Source organism: Christiangramia aquimixticola, from assembly GCF_048285835.1.
GTDB classification, from domain to species: Bacteria; Bacteroidota; Bacteroidia; order Flavobacteriales; family Flavobacteriaceae; genus Christiangramia; species Christiangramia aquimixticola.
Map to the genome: position 1 here is coordinate 247,756 of NZ_JBLVTL010000004.1, position 20,231 is coordinate 267,986.

19 protein-coding genes are annotated in these 20,231 nt (G+C 34.0%); all 19 read right to left on the bottom strand.

The features are described from left to right. Window positions 1-163: 163 nt before the first annotated feature. The 19 genes from ACNKXV_RS10325 to ACNKXV_RS10415 all read right to left on the bottom strand — a co-directional run bounded on the left by ACNKXV_RS10325 (window position 164) and on the right by ACNKXV_RS10415 (window position 19,974). On the bottom strand, window positions 164-1,210 hold the full coding sequence (locus tag ACNKXV_RS10325) for a hypothetical protein (protein ID WP_417907648.1): 1,047 nt from the start codon (window positions 1,208-1,210) through the stop codon (window positions 164-166). 56 nt (window positions 1,211-1,266) lie between these two features. Then, a complete protein-coding gene (locus tag ACNKXV_RS10330; protein WP_417907649.1) occupies window positions 1,267-2,457 on the bottom strand; it encodes a glycosyltransferase family 4 protein in 1,191 nt (396 codons plus the stop codon). An 84-nt stretch (window positions 2,458-2,541) separates the two neighbouring features. Then, a complete protein-coding gene (locus ACNKXV_RS10335; RefSeq protein WP_417907650.1) occupies window positions 2,542-3,684 on the bottom strand; it encodes a glycosyltransferase in 1,143 nt (380 codons plus the stop codon). 9 nt (window positions 3,685-3,693) lie between these two features. Next, the gene (locus tag ACNKXV_RS10340) at window positions 3,694-4,947 is read right to left on the bottom strand and encodes a hypothetical protein (protein ID WP_417907651.1); all 1,254 of its coding nucleotides are present in this window, start codon (window positions 4,945-4,947) and stop codon (window positions 3,694-3,696) included. A 25-nt stretch (window positions 4,948-4,972) separates the two neighbouring features. Beyond that, window positions 4,973-5,512 carry an acyltransferase gene (locus ACNKXV_RS10345; RefSeq protein WP_417907652.1) on the bottom strand — a complete coding sequence of 180 codons (540 nt, stop codon included), beginning with the start codon at window positions 5,510-5,512 and terminating at the stop codon, window positions 4,973-4,975. Window positions 5,513-5,652: 140 nt separating this feature from the next. Further along, on the bottom strand, window positions 5,653-7,164 hold the full coding sequence (locus ACNKXV_RS10350) for a hypothetical protein (RefSeq protein ID WP_417907653.1): 1,512 nt from the start codon (window positions 7,162-7,164) through the stop codon (window positions 5,653-5,655). Between the two features lie 16 nt (window positions 7,165-7,180). Beyond that, window positions 7,181-8,374, bottom strand: coding sequence for an O-antigen ligase family protein (locus tag ACNKXV_RS10355; protein WP_417907654.1), 1,194 nt, complete (start codon window positions 8,372-8,374; stop codon window positions 7,181-7,183). Then, the gene (locus tag ACNKXV_RS10360) at window positions 8,367-9,686 is read right to left on the bottom strand and encodes a capsular polysaccharide export protein, LipB/KpsS family (RefSeq protein ID WP_417907655.1); all 1,320 of its coding nucleotides are present in this window, start codon (window positions 9,684-9,686) and stop codon (window positions 8,367-8,369) included. The genes ACNKXV_RS10355 and ACNKXV_RS10360 overlap by 8 nt, the downstream gene beginning before the upstream one ends. Next, entirely contained in the window at window positions 9,686-10,729 is a 1,044-nt protein-coding gene (pseI, locus tag ACNKXV_RS10365; RefSeq protein ID WP_417907656.1) for a pseudaminic acid synthase, read from the bottom strand. Before pseI ends, ACNKXV_RS10360 begins: the two co-directional genes overlap by 1 nt. Window positions 10,730-10,736: 7 nt before the next feature. Then, a complete protein-coding gene (locus ACNKXV_RS10370; RefSeq protein ID WP_417907657.1) occupies window positions 10,737-11,597 on the bottom strand; it encodes a methionyl-tRNA formyltransferase in 861 nt (286 codons plus the stop codon). Continuing rightward, window positions 11,597-12,151 carry a GNAT family N-acetyltransferase gene (locus ACNKXV_RS10375; RefSeq protein ID WP_417907658.1) on the bottom strand — a complete coding sequence of 185 codons (555 nt, stop codon included), beginning with the start codon at window positions 12,149-12,151 and terminating at the stop codon, window positions 11,597-11,599. Before ACNKXV_RS10375 ends, ACNKXV_RS10370 begins: the two co-directional genes overlap by 1 nt. Next, a complete protein-coding gene (gene pseF, locus ACNKXV_RS10380) occupies window positions 12,126-12,821 on the bottom strand; it encodes a pseudaminic acid cytidylyltransferase (RefSeq protein ID WP_417907659.1) in 696 nt (231 codons plus the stop codon). Before pseF ends, ACNKXV_RS10375 begins: the two co-directional genes overlap by 26 nt. Then, a complete protein-coding gene (pseC, locus tag ACNKXV_RS10385) occupies window positions 12,814-13,998 on the bottom strand; it encodes a UDP-4-amino-4,6-dideoxy-N-acetyl-beta-L-altrosamine transaminase (protein ID WP_417907660.1) in 1,185 nt (394 codons plus the stop codon). The genes pseF and pseC overlap by 8 nt, the downstream gene beginning before the upstream one ends. A 1-nt stretch (window position 13,999) precedes the next feature. Continuing rightward, the gene (gene pseB, locus ACNKXV_RS10390) at window positions 14,000-15,010 is read right to left on the bottom strand and encodes a UDP-N-acetylglucosamine 4,6-dehydratase (inverting) (protein ID WP_417907661.1); all 1,011 of its coding nucleotides are present in this window, start codon (window positions 15,008-15,010) and stop codon (window positions 14,000-14,002) included. Window positions 15,011-15,051: 41 nt separating this feature from the next. After that, window positions 15,052-16,053 (bottom strand): mannose-1-phosphate guanylyltransferase, encoded by a 1,002-nt coding sequence (locus ACNKXV_RS10395; protein ID WP_417907662.1) that lies wholly within the window; start codon window positions 16,051-16,053, stop codon window positions 15,052-15,054. A 400-nt stretch (window positions 16,054-16,453) separates the two neighbouring features. After that, a complete protein-coding gene (gene rfbB / locus ACNKXV_RS10400) occupies window positions 16,454-17,470 on the bottom strand; it encodes a dTDP-glucose 4,6-dehydratase (RefSeq protein WP_417907663.1) in 1,017 nt (338 codons plus the stop codon). Beyond that, window positions 17,470-18,342 carry a glucose-1-phosphate thymidylyltransferase RfbA gene (gene rfbA / locus ACNKXV_RS10405; protein WP_417907664.1) on the bottom strand — a complete coding sequence of 291 codons (873 nt, stop codon included), beginning with the start codon at window positions 18,340-18,342 and terminating at the stop codon, window positions 17,470-17,472. The genes rfbB and rfbA overlap by 1 nt, the downstream gene beginning before the upstream one ends. A gap of 29 nt (window positions 18,343-18,371) precedes the next feature. After that, entirely contained in the window at window positions 18,372-19,382 is a 1,011-nt protein-coding gene (locus ACNKXV_RS10410) for an NAD-dependent epimerase (RefSeq protein ID WP_417907665.1), read from the bottom strand. Between the two features lie 118 nt (window positions 19,383-19,500). After that, window positions 19,501-19,974 carry a UpxY family transcription antiterminator gene (locus ACNKXV_RS10415; protein WP_417907666.1) on the bottom strand — a complete coding sequence of 158 codons (474 nt, stop codon included), beginning with the start codon at window positions 19,972-19,974 and terminating at the stop codon, window positions 19,501-19,503. Window positions 19,975-20,231: the final 257 nt, after the last annotated feature.

Sequence of the window (20,231 nt, forward strand, 5' to 3'; positions counted from 1 at the left end):
AATTTAAAACTCAGGAAAATTCCAGTCAAAAATTTAATAAAAAAAAAGAGCTGTTTTAACGTAAGCCCCATCGATTGTAAGTAAAACTAAATTATATTCAGTTTAACAAGTAATTCGAAGTGACAACTTTAAAAAACAGCTCTTTTAGAAATTAAGCTAATAATTAGCTACCAGATCCCTGGTTATGGCATTTAGCCAATGAATCGTTAAGAGTTTTTTGTGCAGCAGCAAGTACTACATTAAAATTTGCTTCGATTTTAGCATATGCTTCAGCAGCAGCATTCCCGATAGCAGTTATCTCTAAAGTCTTTCTATCCTTAACTACAACATTAGCTTTAGTAAACCACTCGTTTATTTTTGAAGTCGCATCTACAGTATATAAATATGCAAGATTACGAATAGTTGCTTCAAGGTCAGCCTGATCATCCGGCAAAGAATCAGCAAAAGCTATTAAATCGGCAACAGTTTGCTTTACAGCTTCTTTATAGGTCCCTTTTCCATCTAAAAGATTAGCTACACGATTTTGTTCTCTTATCTCAGCATTAGCAATTGCGTTGGTTTCCCAAGCAGCCACCTTCGCTTCTTCATCTGCTTTTTTCTGAATTGGCGCAGCCATAGCATCATTGTATGCTTTTTCAGCTTTTTGCTGACATGTGGAAGTTTGTTGCTTTGTTTGCTCAACTCCTTTAGCAGCTTCAGCAATAGCTTTGTTCAATAATACCTGAGAAGTATTAAAATCAGCACTAAAATTAATTTTAGGCATCATTGCTTTAACTTCATCAGGTGCATTTTTAAGTGCCTGTTCAGCTTCCGCTGCATTACCCGAAAGATTTTCGGAATTTAAAATTTCAGATACTTTAGCTGCATCCATACTTGCTGCTTCCTGCTTAACATCTGCCGATAGTGTTGCTGAAAAATCGTTAACCGCCTGAATCTTTTGCTGAGTTTCAGCTGAAGTATCTCCTCCATCCTGAAGATCGGCTACAACATTTTTAGTAGCTTCACTTTCTTCTACGCCACCCAAATCTGGCTCTTCTGCAGTAGGCTCCTCAACCTCAACTTCTTCCATTTCCGGGAGGTCTTTAAATTCTTCCTCAAAATCGAATTCCTGAGGGGTATCATCATCTTTGCTACAGTTTGTTACAGCAATAGATAAGGCAATAAAAAAGACCATTTTAAGCCCTTTTTTAAAAAATGAATTGGTTTTCATGGATTGTTTAATTAGAATTATTAAAAAGTATTAAATAGAATTATAAAAAATATGATTTAAGTAAAAAAATTATGATTCTTAATTAGACCTCTGAGCTGAACCCTGATGCCATCACGATTTCGTTTAGACACAATAACGGTTAATTTCCTGTTTTTCTTAAGGATCTCAAAAATCAATCCTACCCCCATGAAAACCAGCAACATGATAAAACTCAAAGCTATACTTCCAAAATGTTTGCTTAAAAATATAAAAACAGCAATAATAAGAATATTTATCCCACCAAGCACCAAACTTGCCTGCTTATGTGATAATTTATTATCCAAAAGCACATGATGTAAATGATTTCGATCTGCCTCGAACGGGCTTTTACCTTCTATAAGCCTTAAAACTATAACCCTCAGGGTATCATATATCGGCAAAAACAGAATAGCAGCAAGAAATAACACCCTATTTTCAGACATAAAACCCTGATCAAGCAAGGCAGGAGATTCATTTCTAACGAGAATTTTAAGACTTAAAAAAGCGATCAAAAATCCTATGGTTAAAGAGCCGCCATCGCCCATAAAAATTTTCCGGTCTCCCCGTGAAAAATTATATCGTAAAAATCCGGCCAATACTCCAACCACGGTAACACTTAAAAGAACAAAGTAGGGCTCATTAATAATATAGAATATAACCGCAAAGGATGAACAAATTACGATACCGGCAATTCCCGCCAGCCCATCTATCCCATCTATAAGGTTATAGGCATTTATAAGGGCAACAACCACCAACAATTTCAAACCGTAACCTAGCCATAATGGAATTTCCGTGAATCCTAAAAACCCATGAAGATTGGTTAGTAATAATTCCGGTGAAAATATTATAAACCCGGCTGCAAAGATCTGGCTTACGAATTTAAGTTTGGCCGAAGATACTACCAGATCATCCTTTAAACCAGCCATAAACAAAAAAGTAAGACCTATTATTAGGTGGTTTCCCGTATAAGAAACCCGCAAACTCTGGAGAATACTAATTATCAAAATAAGCACTAAAAAAAAGGCGACACCTCCAAATGAAGGGACATCAATTTTATGAGAACTGCGGTGATTGATCTCTTTCACGAGTTGCTTTTCCTTGGTCACCCAGAGTACTTTTGGAATAAAATACCAGGTAAGACTAAAAGCAAGTAAAAAGATTCCAAAAGTAAACAGAACATTATAATTACGGAAGAGTTCCAGCAGTACCTGTTGATCTAAAATATTCATATTGATTATAATTAGGTAAAAACTTAAATAACCTCCTAGCAGGGTATCGGGCTAAGGATAAAAACTTATACTTATCAAATGATTTCAAATAACTACTTTGAAATCATCATCGCTTTCTAAAATGTTTTTATATAAAGACGTTGTTAGCTCCGTCATTTTTTCTTTATGAAATAAATCTTCATACCTGTTTAAAGAATTTTTAGACATTTCAGTTCTTAAAATTTCATTGCTTAATATTTTAATGATACCTTGAGCTAAAGCCTTGCTTGAATTTGGCGCCACAACAAGACCGGTTTCATTATTTTTGTTAACCCAGGTAACGCCCGAACCTTCAATGGCAGTAGTAACAATGGGACAACCAAAGGACATAGCTTCAATAAGAACCACACCAAAAGCCTCAGACCTTTCATTAGATGCTAAGCAAAATAAATCGGCGCGACGATAGTATTCTCCAATCTGATCAAATGGCAATTTACCAAGTAAAATTACTTTACCTTCTAAATTATTTTTTTTAATTAATTTTTGTAGACCTTCTTCTAATTCTCCCACTCCCCCAATTAGAACTACATAATCTGAAGGAAGATCCAGTGCCGCATTTATAAGATATTCGAAACCTTTATAATAGATCAATCTCCCTAAGGAGAAGACTACTTTTTTACCTTGAAACCTATTATTCAATTCAGCTCTGAATTCTAAATTATCTATAAATTCATTTCTATCTATACCAATAGGAATAATCTCACATTTATTTCGAAATGGTTTTAGGTCTTGAGACCCAAATAGGTATGTTGAAGTAGTAACTATAATCTTATCTGCTCTATGAAGTAACAATTCCTGAAAAGGAATATATACCTTCTTTAAAAGCTTTTGATTAATAATGTCGCTATGCCAATGTAATACTAATTTACCTTTAAATCTACTTAGTTGCAATGCAATAGCAGCAACAGGATTTGGTAAATGAACATGAATTATATCATAGTTCTTTTGGATCTTTCGTAATTGGTTATAAAAAGAAATAGAGATAGGAGTAGAAAACTTTTCTATTAATGTTCCTTCCCTATAAATCACATATTCCCCTTTCTCCAACTTAGAACCCTTTTCATGATTAAAGCAAATTACATCTGTAGAAATACCCTTCTTGTTCAAAGATTCCACCAGATCAAAATTCACCTTCTCTATCCCACCAAAAAAAGGGGGATAATATTTACCAACGTGGAGGATTTTCATTATATAATATTAAAAATAAAATAATGTTGACAAGAATGTTATTCCTATAATACTATGCGCAATCAATGATTTTTTATAGATAATTTTATTATTCCATAAAATCCAGTGTTGACCCATAAACAGCAGAAAAATTATAAAAGCATTTAGCCAAACAATTGATTCCAAAGTAATAAGATTAGAAAAATCAAGCAGAAATAGACTCACAAGCATTAAAAATAAAAACACTAATAGCAGAAATATAAAAAATTTCATCTTATTCTCTCGCTGTAAAATTGGTTCAAAAAGAGATGAATTTATCCAAAACGAAACCTGAAAAAAACATAGTAAAAACAAAAATCTATTACTCTCATAGGTTTCAGTAAACTGCTCATAACGACCCATTAAAAGATAAGGAAGACCAAAAAACAAAAATAAGTTAAATATAAAAAGTCCAGCAATAATTAAACTGTAATATTTATCCAAAATAATATGGTCATCGACAAAAATCTTTCTAAAAAGTAGAATCCCAAAAACTCTATAAAATATTAACACCATAGATGTTAGTCTGAAAAAAAACGAATACAACCCAACATTTTCAAATGTTGAAAAATACTCTATGTATAATCTGGTGTTACTGGTAATAAGAACTAATAGAGGGCCTGCAATTACAATCAATCCTCCATATTTATACACCTCATAAACATCTTCTTTGTTTATTTTTTGCCAATTATCTAAATTTTTAAAATGGTAAAAAACACTAGTTAACACTAAGAGGAGCAAAACTGAACTAAACCATAATTTCAGTGAAAAATTAAATAAATCAAAATATGCCCCAACAGCAATGAGGGTCATAATTATATATACTCCTGTATCTAAAAAGACAGAAGTTTTATTTTTACCAGATAACTTTACAACACCGGATAAAAGGATTTGATCTCCAAATGCCACACCTAAAACAATAGCTCCAAAATAGATATTCCCTAAAACACCAGGAATAAGCAAGGCCGTTAATACTAGTAAGGAAGTAAGTAATATGAAGTGAAAATGAAATATAGGTTTTAAATTAACCTTTCCTAATTTTAAAATAAAATATGCATAAGTTCCGGCAAAACCCATTGAAAACAACCCCATCAAGGTTTGACCAAGATTTAAAGCATATTCAAATGTCCCAAAATCTTTTATCGAATCAACAACCTCATTTATCCCTAACGGTGCAATGTATACCAGAGATTTCAAGAGGCCCATCACAAATATTAACGAAACAATTCGCTTTATAAGAGGCATTCTAGAAAAAAGGAGGTTTGTTATACTATTTTTCATAAACATCCTCTACAAGTCCCACTTCATCCACTTTTTTAAGTTTTGATTTTATGGTCTCAAACGATTTATCCAACAATCTTAAAGGTTGATTAACATACATCCCCGGAGTAATTAGATCTTTTGAAATTGTTGCATTACCTCCTACATTTATGGTATCTGCTATTTTTACGCCGGGGTTTATCAAAACTCCGGAACCTAAATAGACATTTTTTCCAATATCAATTGATCCATCAACGCGGTATCTTCCAGACCCCTTGCTCGCGTGAACGTAGCCGTGAGTCCAGAGCTGGCTCCGTATACCGGCTAATATGGAATCTTCACCAAATCTTATAGACCTAGTAAGATCCAAGTGGTGGTCAGATACAACAATGGCGTTTCTTCCCAAAGAAAGAGAGGAAGTTCCATAAGATATACCTCTTTTCCCCCTCACGAATTTATTTCTTTTACCAATAATTGCTGATTCTTCAAGGACTATAGAGAAAGGCCCTTTAAATACATTAAAGTTCCCAATTGAGGAATTTTTTTTCATCTTAAGTTCATTCACTAAAAGAATAGAACAGCCAATTTGTGCTGATCTATGAATTTCAAATCCTAATCTATTGAGAAAAAAAGGCTTGAACCGTTTTGGAAAAAATATGGAAATTAGGCAACAAAAAAATTTGTTCATCACTAAATGTATTTTTGCTCTTTTAAGTAAGTCCAATAATAATTAATAGAATTTTTGCCGCTATTCTTTGTCTTTAATCTTGATTGCCTGAAATATAATTTTAGGACATTCAAGTTTGAAAATTTTACATTGAAAGAAGATTTCAGAATATCCTTAATAACATATTTCGGATAAAAAATTTCTCTATGGTCGTCTTTATATTGAACAGTATTATAGATTATATCACTATCAGCAAATGGTAGACATAAGTATCTTATGTTAGAATGTTTGCATGCATTATGTACTACTTGATTATCTGAGCCTTGTAAAAACGAATATATTTTCGCATACATTCTATAGGAATTCCTATAATCTAACCTTTGAGAAATAAATTCAATATCCTTATTTAATGACTGGGATGAATTTTCATCTACGAGATAACAATACTTCTTTTCTGTAAGGAAGGAAAGAATATCTTCCCTCTTATTTTCAGGAAAAGAAAATTTTTTCTTAAAAAAGAACTCTAGAATAAATTTGGAAATTGAAGCGAATAATCCCCGCTTATAAAGAACGTACCTTCTAAAAAAGCTCTGGACTGAGTATTCTGATGGTCCGTAGGAAAAAATACTATCAGAACTTTGCCCATTTATAATACAAATATCCGATCCAAATTTTTCCTTTATTGTTTCTATTCCACTAAATAAAAGACTGGCAGTATGTCGATCAAAAAGCTGGTAATCCAGAATATTCGGATTCCAATGCAATTCACAGTTTAAAATCTCTAACTTAATATCCACATTTTTGGCTGTTGCAACTATAAGTTCTTTTTCTTTTTCATCACTTATTTTTGAACTGTATAAGAAAACGCCGGTAAAGTCAATTTCATTTTTTTTCAAATAATGAGCAAGTAGCAATGAATCCAACCCACCGGAAAACATAAGGATATTTTTTTTGACCGATAATTTTTTAATCATCTTGAAGGTTTGCTCCAAGGAATGATCTATTGCTTTAGATAATAAATGCTTATTTTTTCCAATATTGAGATCTTTGAAAACTAGGTCGATCTTGACATTGTTTTCGTAAAAAGTACTTATGCTACACGGAGGAAATTTATTTAAATTATTAAAAAATGTACGGTTACCCACAGTGTATTTATGGTTTTCCCAATAAGCCAAATCCTCTTTATTGAGAATACAATTCTTTTTAAAGATATCATTCTCTAATATTACCTTATAATCATCAGTTATAATAGTATTCCCTTTATGTTGAGAATAGTATAGCCTACTACCCCCCAGAATATCAGTAATAACTACTAATTTCTGTTTCTGGATTAATAAAATTGCCCAAGACCCTTTAATTTTTTTGTGAAGATTGGAATGGTCATCAGCTGAAATAAAATCGATGACATCCTCTTTTGGATTAAGATAATAACCTAAAATAATAGTATTATCATCTAATTTATCAAATTTGGTATGAGAAATCTTTAAATCAATATTGTGATTCGGTAAATGTAAAGATAGGGGAGTATAAGCCATTATAGCGATGTTTCTTTTAATTAAGTCTTAAGTTGGTAGGTAATGAAGCAGCCTTTTTTGAAAAAGTTGTTTCCTCTAAAAAAATAAATAGAGTAAACCATAAGAGAAAATTTGAAATTGCACTCAAGTGATAGGTTACCACTCCCATTACAATGGAAATAATTATAATAGCAAACGCGATATGAACCATCTTTTTTTTAATCGATGCGGCTAAAATTTTTATAAAAATCAAACTATAAAATAAAAAACCTAATAATCCATTATCTACCAGAAGACTTAGCCATCCACTTTCAGTACCATTAGAATACTTCTTCACATAGGCTCCATTATCACCAAAAATTAGTTCATCCCAAGAATATCCGGAAAACATTTCTATTGCTTGATTCCAGAATCGCTTCCTAGCAGATTCACCGGCTAGCTCATTTGATTTTAGTTCTAAAATTCGATTTATGGATATCATATAATAATTCTCCAATAGATAGGAAAAAATAAAATGTGCTAAAATTAAGGTTATAGCTAATAGGAAAGAAACTTTTAATATTTTTCCAGATTTGAATTGTAGAATGTTAAAAGAAAGAAAAAGAACTCCAATTACGAGCGCCAATCGTGAATTGGCTAAAAAAGCACACAAGATTGCTAGATTAATAATTAAAAAACGCTTTGGAAATAGTACCATCATCGATATAAGAAAAAGACCAAAAGAGGTAGACCCATAAAATATAGCCTTGCTTCTAAACACACCTGATAGGCCACCTGCAACGTTTTCATTTATCACAAATTCCTCTCCAGTAGTAGCATTAGCAAAAACAGAATCAAACAAATACGAACCTGAGAAATATTCGTAAAGAGCGATTGGGATACATAAGTAAAATACAATAAGAAGTTGCTTCTTAACTTGGACCCTAGCCAACGCATATGCAATAAATGCAATAGCTACGCCAATATACGAGTAAGCGGTATAATAACTATCCCAAAAAGGGATAGAGACTATCAAGAGTAAAATGGAAACGAAAACAATTAGATTATTCGTATAGGATATTTGTAGAATGTCTTTAAAAAAGAACAATGATATTATAATGAAAAATAAACCTCCATACAATTTTAAGTTAACATTGAAGATCGAAAGAATATAGGCATCAGCAAACAGAGAAAAAATAAGTATAAATGCCAAAAACTTTTTAAAATAAGAAGTTATTGTAGTTTTATACATTCAAAATTATTTTTTTAAATGACTCCTTTAGAAATGCCAGGTTTGCCTCATCTTCCATATATCCTTTATTATGCAGACCATCTCCATTTATTCCTCTAAAACTAGTTGCCATTAATTCCTGAAGAAAATCCACTTTTTTATCTTCAGAAAGGATTGGAAAACTTCCTTTCTTAACAGAATTTATTACTGGTTTGATCGATTCATTTTGGTCCAAGTAGACACAATTGTCTTGACTGGTTTGTATACCCTGCCCTAACATTACCACCGGCTTATTATCGAATATGCACTCAATTGAGATAGTCCCGGTAACGGTCACTACCAGATCAATATAGGGCCACAATTCCTTCATATTACTGGCGTGATTCAAGGCAATTATTTTACCCGGGTTTTCCTTAACCAGTTTTAATAAACCTGAAGAGATCTCATATTTGGATTTTGGATTCGGTTTTATTACTAACTTCTCATTTTCACCTAAATCAGCTAATACCCTAGCAACCACTTTTGCCTGATCATTGTTTGGATATCCCCAAACATCAATATTAGCTTCAGGCTGCATCTGCATAGGATATAATATATAAAACTGATCTTTTAAATCTTCAACCCCAACCGCAAATTTTTCCCATTCATGGATTTGCTTTTGATAATAAGAATTGATCTTTCTTTTCTTCAAAGGCGAAGGGGTATTATACTTTTCACCTAAGTAATATCCCAATGTTAATCGAGCTTTATCTTTCAAAAAATCAAAATTCGAAATTGCGGTTTTAGAGACATTCATGTAATCTGGCAACGCCAAGCGCTTTCCAATTGCATGGGCTGTTTCTTTTGCATCTTCAATTGATAATTTATCATTTGAAAAGCCAAAAGGTGTAAGCGTATCGTAGTTGTAAAATGAAAAACGGTTTTTAGGATATCTACAGGAGGATGGGTGCAGATACCTTATATCCCTTTTTTTACAAGATTTAATAACAAGTAATTCGTGAAATAATGTTGATTCTCCAAAAACTAAATCTGGGTTAATTTCATCTATGATTGCTTCAATCTTATCTTCATACCAAAAAATAAAATCATCAGATTTGATTCCGAAATAATTCAATCCTCTATCTGCCTGAATTATTTTTTTTATTTCTGGTGTATAAACTTTTGGTTTTGTCAGCTTTTTTGGATAAGGTAGAAGCTTAACGTTTTCCATTGAAGGTTTAAACATATGATTTTGAACGAGGAAATAAACTTCATGTCCTTCTTTTTCAAGCTCATGGCCAATAATTTCCCAAAGGGCAGTTTTATACCGGTTTTCAACAAAAAGAACTCTCATTATTTTTTAATATCTCTTAAATTTAATGCCGTTCCTTTATCAATTCTTTTATTAATTTTTTGCCCTATAACTTTATTTAAATACTTTGGATGTAATCCAAATCCAGGTCTTATACTTCTTACATTCTTCTCGGTAATTACCTCTCCAGCTTTTATATCTTCTACCACATAAAGTGAACGGGAGAAATCCTTTCCTTTTTTTTGTTTTTCAGTAAGGGAGTAATCAACTTTCCCAATGGCTTTTTCTGCTTCGCGAACTAATGTTACCATTTCCGTGAATTCCTTTTCATCTAAAGAAAAAGAGGCATCTGGTCCACCAACAGATTTATCCAGAATAAAATGCTTCTCAATGATTTTTGCCCCAAAACAAGTAGCCACTACTGGCACAGTACTCCCCATAGTATGATCGGAAAGTCCGGATATCACATTATATCTTTTAGCCAGATCTTTCACCATCACCATATTGGCCTCCTCAATAGGAGCAGGATAGGAAGAAGTACATTTTAGCAAGGCAATATCTTTATTGCCCATACGATGACAAGCATCAAGAGCAAGTTCAATATCTTCTTGTTCTGCAATACCTGTGGAAATAATTATTGGCTTTCCTTTTGAAGCTGTGTATTCAATTAATGGTATATCAGTTATCTCAAAGGATGCTATTTTATAAGCTGGTGTATTTAAATCCTCCAAAAAGTCTACCGCAGTTTTATCAAACGGTGAGGAAAAACAAATAAGACCTTCTTCTGCCGCTGTATCAAACAATGCTTTATGCCACTCCCATGGTGTATGAGCTTCTTGATATAAATCGTAATAAGTTCGACCATCCCAAATAGATCCCGATTTAAGTATAAAATCATCTTTATCAGAATTTATGGTTAAGGTATCAGCCGTGTAAGTCTGTAACTTTATTGCATTGGCTCCTGTTCTTTTTGCTGCTCTAATTGTTTCTAGGGCGGTCTCTAAATTACCATTATGATTAGCAGATAATTCTGCAATGATAAACACCTCTGAATTCTTATTTATTTCGAAATTATCTATTCTCATTATTCACTTAATTTAATAAATCCCCAACTATAAAATTTTTCTGTTGGTTTCTTATTTTCTTTATTTCTATTACGCCGTTAGGTGTTTTTACTTTCAATGGCTCACTGCATAATATGAGACCATTTGGCATTTCATAATTAAAAGTATGATCGACAAAACAGATTTCATCTATAATTACTTTTTCAGTATGGTAGTAAGCAAAAGCTCCGGGATATGGGTGTGCCTGTGCTCTCACCCAATTCCAAATTCTTTCTTTTTGCCATTCCCAGTTTATTTTCCCATCCTCCGGATTTCTCTTCCCGAAAAACGAAGCTTTTTCTGTATCCTGAGAAATAAATTGAAGTTTATTGTCTTTAACTTTTAGTAAAACTGAATCTATTAAAGGAATATATAGCTTTTCATATTTTTTTAAAATAGTTGCACCTGTATCATTAACATCAATTTCAACTTCAATTTGCTCAATTATATCTCCGGTATCACACCCGGAATCAATAATATGAGCAGTAATACCAGTAACTTTTTCATTGTTGATAATTGCCCATACGTGAGGTGTACGTCCTCGGTATTTAGGCAATAACGACCCGTGAATATTGAAGGCTAATTTTTCCGGTAGCTTTATTAGATCTTCCTCTATAATAAATAAATAGTTAACCGAAACTAAAACATCTATTTTCTTTCCTTGGATAAACTCTTTACTTCTTCCTTTTCGAGGATTACCTGAATAATATGGAAAATTATATTCCTCACATAAATTAATAATACTCAAAGAGTTTTTGTCTGTCATTACAAATACGACATCATATTTATCTCTTAAGTATTTTAATACTGAACAACCTAAATTTCCACTTGCAAGTATACCTAACCTCATTATGAATTTAGTTTGGAATGAATTACTACATCAATAAACTCGTTATTAAACAAGCAATGTTCTTTTAATACAGCATCTTTGAAGAATCCATTAGATTCCAAAGTTGTATAAAGTTGCTGCCTTAGATCGAATGCATATACATACAGTTTATGAAAATTTAGTTCTTCGAAAGCCAGTTCCTCTATTAATTTAAGGAAATTACTCCAATGAAATTTAAAATTACCTTTTTCTAATTTTGTATTCATTATAAAGGAAATCTCTGCATTTCTATCAATCCAATTAATGTGAACTAATCCTCCATATCCAATACAAATATCATTTTCTAAAAATGAAAATAGAATTTGCGCCGGATTTTCCTGTGTGAATAACTCTGAAACAATGTTTTCAAAGTACTCATCTTGAGATGCTTTTGTTAAGGGTTGAGATTGTCTTAAATGATATATTTGCTCATTCCTCCATTTCATTATCTCATAACGATCTTCCTTTCGTATAGGAGCTATGGAATATTTACCAAAAGTAAAGGTCTGCTTATTTAGTGCTTTGTAAGAGTTCATATTTAATTTCAGCAAGTTTCCAATCCAATTCGTTATCAATATCTTGTGCTTCTAATTCTGTAATTAGAATGCCTCCAGCATTTTGAGAAAGCATACTTTTATTTTTTAACAAGCCAACAGTATTTAAAAAATAAAACTGTCCGGCATCGTGATAAGATTTTTCCAAATCCTGTGAGCGTGAATTTTCAAATTCCGGATAAAAATATTCCAGCTTTCCGTTATTCATCTTCAGAGATCTCTGTATTGGAAAGCTATAAGGCATGACTGGAAAAACAGCATCCAATTTTTTCGTCCTCAAGTTTGAATAAGCTTCCTTTAATTTTTCTGAGGTAGTAAAAGGCGCACTAGGATAAAGACAAGCAATATTTTCAAATTCTAATCCCAGTGATTTATATGTTTCTATGACCTCAATTAAAACATCCACCGTGGTCGCATAATCATCTGCATTATTGGCGCTTCTCATAAAAGGAACTTCCGCCCCACATTTCAAGGCAATTGCAGCAATTTCTTCATCATCTGTAGAAACCATAACTTCTTCAAACAATTCTGAATCTAAGGCTGCTTCTATGGAATATGCAATAATGGGTTTTCCGAGAAAATTTCTAATATTCTTCTTTGGAATTCTTTTGCTACCGCCTCTAGCCGGTATAATGCATAAATTTCTAGACATTATAAAATTCTTCTATCTTGGATATTACGAAACTTTGTTCTTCTCGTGATAAGGTTGGATACATCGGTAAACTAATACATTGCTTATAATAGTTTTCCGCATTTATCATATCTCCTTCACTCCAACCCAATTCTCTATAATAAGGCATAAGGTGACAGGGTATATAATGTATTTGTGCAAAAATATTATTTTCACGTAAGTAATTATACAGCCCTAATCTATCTTCAACCTCCATTACATATAAATGGTAAGCATGTCCTGCTACAACGCCAGACTGACCTTTAACAAAAGGTTTATTTTTAAATTCTTCCAAATAAAAATCAGCAATTTCTCTCCTTCGTTGTAGTCCGAAGTCTGCCCTTTTTAATTGACTATTTCCCAGTGCAGCTTGAAAATCCGTAATTCTGTAGTTATATCCCAGCGCTTGCATTTCCATATACCAACCAGGATATTCATCAACTCCACCAGAAAACTCGATTGAGTTTTCATATAGATCATTATTTTTAATAATGCCGTGCGTACGAAGTTGTAATAACTTATGATACAATTCCTCATCGTTGGTAGTGATCATTCCACCCTCACCGCTTGCAATATGTTTTACGGGGTGAAAAGAAAATATCGCCAGATCTGCAAACATACCATTTCCACATCGTTGCTTCTCTCCGGTTGAATCTTTGAAAAATCCACCAGGAGCATGACATGCATCCTCAATTATCCACAAACCGTATTCATCTGCTAACTTTCGATAAGCTTCAAGATCTACAGCATTCCCAGCAAAATCTACAGGAATTATTCCCTTATAGGTGCCTTTAGGCGAGGATTCCAAAAGTTCCTTTACTTTATTAATATCTAGTAAATAGGTCTTGGGATCAATGTCAGAAAAGACAACCTCGCCACCGCAATATCTAATACAGTTCGCTGAAGCAGCAAAGGTTATTGGGGTGGTAATTACCTTATCACCTTCTTCTACGCCCAAAGCCAATGCACATAAGTGTAAAGCCGCTGTTCCATTAGCTACTGCTACAGCATACTTACTGCCCACATAATTAGCAAAATTCTCTTCGAATTCCGTGATTCTTGGTCCTTGAGTAAGATAATCAGATTTTAATGTCTCAATTACAACTTGAATATCTTCCTCTGTAATATTCTGACGCCCGTATGGTATAGAATTGCTCATATTAAATTGCAAAAGTTGGATCTACATGCTCTTGAATAAGGCTTCTTAAATCCTCTACTGTTTCCCATTCTTCGTTTTCACCTGAATTATATTGGAAACCCGGCTTTACTTTCACAGCATTAAATTTTTTAATGAAATCTTCTTTGTTCCATTTATGGGTGGCAGGTAAAATTGTATAATACTTACCCAAATCATAAGTTAAATATGAATCAGAAGATGTGATCATTTCTTCGTGAATTTTCTCTCCAGGACGAATTCCAACAACAGGCTTTTCACAATCTGGCCCAATAGCCTCGGCCACATCTGTAACTTTATAGGAAGGTATTTTAGGAACAAAAATTTCTCCTCCCCATGCATGTTCAAGTGCATGCATTACCATATCTACACCACCTTGTAAAGAAATGTTGAAACGTGTCATTGCTGGATCAGTAATAGGTAATATCCCTTCATTCTTCTTTTTCAAGAAAAATGGTATAACTGAGCCATTTGACCCCATTACATTTCCATAACGCACTACAGAAAATTTAATAGGATTCCAACCAGTAATATTATTAGCCGCAACAAACAATTTATCTGAGGCTAGTTTAGTTGCGCCGTAAAGGTTTATAGGAGCTGCAGCTTTATCCGTAGAAAGAGCCACTACTCGACTAACCTCACTCTCAAGGCATGCATTTATTATATTCTCTGCACCTAAGATATTTGTCTTAACACATTCCATTGGGTTATACTCTGCAATTGGCACATGCTTCATTGCAGCGGCATGAATTACATAATCGATTCCTTTCAAGGCTCTTTTCACCCTAGCTTCATCTCTAACATCTCCAATAAAAAACCGTAATTGAGGATAGTCTGCCACAGGAAATTCCTGGGCCATTTCAAATTGTTTTTGCTCATCACGAGAAAAAATCACTAATCGTTTAACATTTGGCTCTATTTTCAAAATATGTGAAGTTAGAGCCTTTCCTAAAGATCCTGTTCCTCCTGTAATTAATATTGATTTATTTTCTAACATGTTTCTGTAAGTTTATTTTTTTAATACAATTTAAATCTCTACTAATTAATAAGCGGAGAGCTACTTCTTTCTAGTTTTAAATACAGCTTCTTCACATCCTGAGACTGCTCTTTGGACAGTACCAGATTAGCATCTGAAGTACAAACCAGAATTGAATCTTTTAGTCCAACAAAAGCCGTATAATTCTCAGATCCAATCACCATATTTCCGTTTTCATCTATAGGATGGTTTTGATCTTTTAGATAATCAAAGATCGCATCAAAACTTCCCATATCACTCCACTCGAAATCTGAACTTACCACCTTGATCTTATCACTTCGTTCCATCACAGCGTAATCCACGCTAATCGAGGGAATTCCCATTGAATCATCAAGTTTTAATTCTCCTTCTTGATTATTCTTCCAGGCTTTAAGTGATTTTTCAAACACTTCCGGTGCGAAATTTTTAAGCTCCTCAAGAAAAACTCCTGCTTTAAAACAGAACATCCCACTATTCCACAGGAAGTTTCCGGCTTCTAAAAATGACTCAGCAGTTTCAAGGTCAGGTTTTTCTCTAAAGGCAATTACATCTTCCCCTTTATGCTCGATATACCCATACCCGGTTTCCGGTTTCTCAGGTTTAATCCCGAAGGTTACGATTGAATCACTTTTCGCAAGTTCTATAGCCTTATTCACTGCAGCGGAGTACTCCTCCCCTTCTTTTATAATATGATCTGCCGGAGTTACCAGTAAAATATCCTCAGGTTTTGCCGAAAAAGCCGCAAAGGCAATTGCAGGAGCAGTATTTCGTGGAGTAGCCTCTATAATATTAGAGTATGCTTCGTTGCCGAGTTTAGTCAGAGCTTTCTTCGATAATTCATTATTATCCACATTACCTACTACATTAAGCTTAGTAGAAAAACCTTCATTTCGTATTACTGAAAGTTCGAAAAGTGAATAGCCCCCAAAAAGATCAATGTATTGTTTTGGCCTCGACTTTCTCGATAATGGCCAGAGCCTGCTTCCCACCCCTCCGGTGAGCAAAACATGAATGATTTCAGACATTTATTAGGTATATTAAACACGGCTTCGCCGCAGTGAGTCACAAAAAGTTACTCTCTTAAAATTTTAATGGATAAACCTGATTGGATTAATCTCAGTCTGGAACGACTGATAAAGATTTAAGTAGGATTAAGTCAGGTTAATTAGTTCATTTTTTTACAGCGTGCAAATCTAAGCTGAAATAGAGGTATCTACAAGCTAAATTTGTTAATTTTTTAACTTTTCGAGCTTAGTTATTAACGCAATCGTTGTATTAGTTTAAAATATTCAATTCAGGTATTATTATTTTAATTAACTGAAAATTAAAGCCAACCACGACTTTACGCATCCACTTGCCGCATAAAATCAGGACGGGGCTCCGCTTGCAAAGCAACTTTGAGCAATCTTCTCTTAAAATTTCGCTTCATGCATTTAATAACCATTCTACCGTTGTTCTTAAACCACTTTCGAAACTTTCTTCAGCTCTCCAATTGAAATTATTACGCATTTTCGAAGAATCTATTGCATACCTATGATCATGACCGGCCCGGTCTTGAACATAAGTTATTTGATTTAAATAATCACCCCGATCCAATGGCTGTATTTCATTTAACAGCTTACAAATTTTATAGGCTATTTCAATATTCTGAAATTCATTGTCTCCACCAATATTGTAGACCTCCCCAGTTGTACCTTCAAAGTAAACTTTCAAAACTCCTTTAATATGATCTAAAACATAAATCCAATCCCGAACATTCTTTCCATTCCCATAAATTGGAATTTTCTCACCCGCAACAGCATTTCTAACAATAGTAGGAATTAATTTTTCTGCATGCTGATTAGGACCATAATTATTAGAACAATTAGTGATAACAGTATCCAGTCCATATGTATGAAAATAACTTCGAACCACCATATCTGCCCCAGCCTTACTGGCAGAATAAGGTGAATTTGGAGCATACGGAGTTTCCTCAGTAAAATAACCCGTATCACCCAAACTTCCATAAACCTCATCTGTGGAAATATGATGAAATCTGGAGCCGATATATTCTTCTTTATAATGAAAAGGTTTGATCATCCAGGTTTTATATGCCACATCAAGTAAATTAAATGTTCCCTGTACATTTGTTTTTATAAATACGCCAGGATTTGCAATAGAATTATCAACATGGGATTCAGCCGCGAAATGGATCACCCCAGAAATATTATAGTGGGCAAAAATCTTTTCCAATAGCTTACGGTCGCAAATATCTCCCTGTATGAAACTATATCTTGGATGACCTTCCACAGATTCGAGATTCTTCAAATTACCGGCATAAGTAAGCAAGTCTAAATTGACGACCCGGTACTCTTTATAATTTTCCAGGAAGTAAGGAATAAAATTGGATCCTATAAACCCTGCCCCCCCAGTTATCAAAATACTCTTTAAATTCTGTCCCATTATTCTGCTCTTTTTAATAAATATTTACCATAAGAACTTTTCCCTAGAGAAATGGCCAGATCATACAATTGTTGTTTGGAAATATATTTTTTTTCATATGCTATCTCTTCTAAGCAAGCCACTTTCAGGCCCTGACGTTTTTCCAGGGTGTGGATGAAATTTGAAGCTTCCAACATGGATTCGTGAGTTCCGGTATCCAGCCAGGCATAACCCCTGCTCATGATCTCCATCTTAAGCTGGGACCTGTTCAAATATTCCTGAATAACCGAAGTAATTTCGAGTTCTCCACGATCACTAGGTTTTACAGATTTCGCAATATCAATAACACTGTTCGGAAAAAAATATAAGCCAACTATAGCATAATTGGATTTTGGAATTTTCGGTTTTTCTTCCACACTTAGCACTCTTCCCTTGGCATCAAATTCAGCAACTCCATATCGCGAAGGCTCATTTACGAAATACCCAAAAACACTTGCCATTTTTTCCTTTTCCACTGTTTCAACAGATTTGCTCAATAATCCAGTGAAACCATGTCCGTAAAAAATATTATCTCCCAACACCAGGGCTACATCATCACCTCCAATAAACTCCTCGCCAATTATAAAAGCCTGCGCCAAACCATCTGGCGATGATTGAATTGCATATTGAAATTTCATCCCCAGTTCACTCCCGTCACCTAAAAGCCTGATAAAATTATCTTCATCAGTTTCGGTGCATATAATCAAAATTTCCTTAATTCCTGCAAGCATAAGCACAGAAATAGGATAGTAAATCATAGGCTTATCATAGACATTAAGCAGTTGCTTAGAAACCCCTTTCGTAATAGGATACAATCTACTTCCTGAGCCACCAGCCAATACTATACCTTTCATAAATTATTATTTAATTATAAAAATATACTTTAATAATAAGACTTATACCAATTAAGGTAATTTCGAACACCCTCCTCAATATTGATTCCGGGCTTATAAGCATATCTCTGCATCAAAGGGGTGCTATCTGCCCAGGTTTGTTCTACATCCCCCTGCTGCATAGGCAACATTCTTTTTTCCGCTTTTTTTCCTAACTGATTTTCGATTTCATCTATAAAATCCAGCAATTTTACAGGCTTACTATTACCTATATTAAAAATCCTGTAATCGGAATTTTCATCAATTCGTTGATCATTTATCACGGCTGAAACCCCTTCTATTATATCATCTATATAGGTAAAATCTCGTGCCAGATTTCCACCGTTAAATACATTTATTGCCTCTCCATTTACAATAGCATTGGTAAATAAAAACATAGCCATATCAGGTCTACCCCAGGGACCGTAAACAGTAAAAAACCTTAAACCGGTGGTTTTTATCCCGTATAAATGACTGTAAGTATAAGCCATCAGCTCATTACTCCGCTTAGTTGCCGCATACAGACTAATAGGCTCATCTACCCTGTCTTCAGCTTCAAAAGGAATTTTTTTATTCAATCCGTACACACTGGAACTACTGGCGTATACAAATGATTTTATGGAAAACTGACGGCAACATTCGAGAATATTGGAGAATCCTAATAAATTACTGTCGATATAAGCCTGAGGATTATCTATACTAAATCTTACTCCTGCTTGGGCCGCGAGATTGCATACCAGATCAAATTTGTGAGCTTTAAAAATTTCCGGAAGCAATTCCCGGTCTTCCAAATTCAGTTTATAAAATAAAAGTTCATTATACTTGTCGCTATTAACCGGAGTATTATAGACTGAAACATCAGATTTAGAAAGACCTAATTGGAGCAATCGGTCAAACTTAAGCTCCTCACTATAATAATCATTAATATTATCCAGAGCCACTACCGAATGACCTTCCTTCAAAAGTTTCCTGCAAAGATGAAAGCCAATAAATCCGGCGGACCCGGTTACTAATATTTTCATACAATTAATGCCATTTTGGAATATTAAATAATGGATGGTACAAATAAAGGACTATTCGTTCAACCAAAGTTACAGATCGGTTACTTTAAACGAAAACTTCTAATTGCTATTCTTAAAACTAAACCACATCCTGAACATTTGCAGTAAGGGTCCAGCCTAGATCTTTTAAAATGAGCTTCAATTTCTTGTTTCCTACCTCCTTTATAATTGCTTTTTTTTTGGCAAAATTCCCGGATTTTATTTCTACCTCATCTCCGGCTTTAAGGATCCCCACCTCAAACTCCCCAAGTTTATCATTCTGCAACCAGGACTGGATCGCTTCAATTTCTTCATTTTTAGCGATTGCCGGCTTCCCTAACCATTGCATATAACCTACAATTCCCGGAGCTCCATACACTAAATTTCTATTCTTGTCATCCAGATTTACGAATACATAGGACCTAAAAAGAGGAACCGTGACCTTTTTCTTCCGGTCACTCCATTGTCTGACTTCGGTAATTACAGGACAAAATATTTCGAGACCCGACTTTTCCAAAATTCTGGCCGACTTGATTTCATGTTGGGGTTTTGTACGGAGTACATACCAGGGCATAACTCTATTATCTTAAAATAATTATATGTCATCTTCCGCCTGGGGCTCCGGAAGTCATTCAAAAATACATTTAATGTGGAAACAAGCCAAAGAGAGGTTTCGATTTTTTCACTTCGTGAAATAAGTAATTAGCCGGTTTTTATAAAGATGAAAATTTGAACCATGGGATGAGAACTCAACTTTTTAATAATCAACGTTGTTCGTTCTAAAAATAATGAGATCGCTTCACTTCGTTCACGATGACGGTGGTTTTTGGT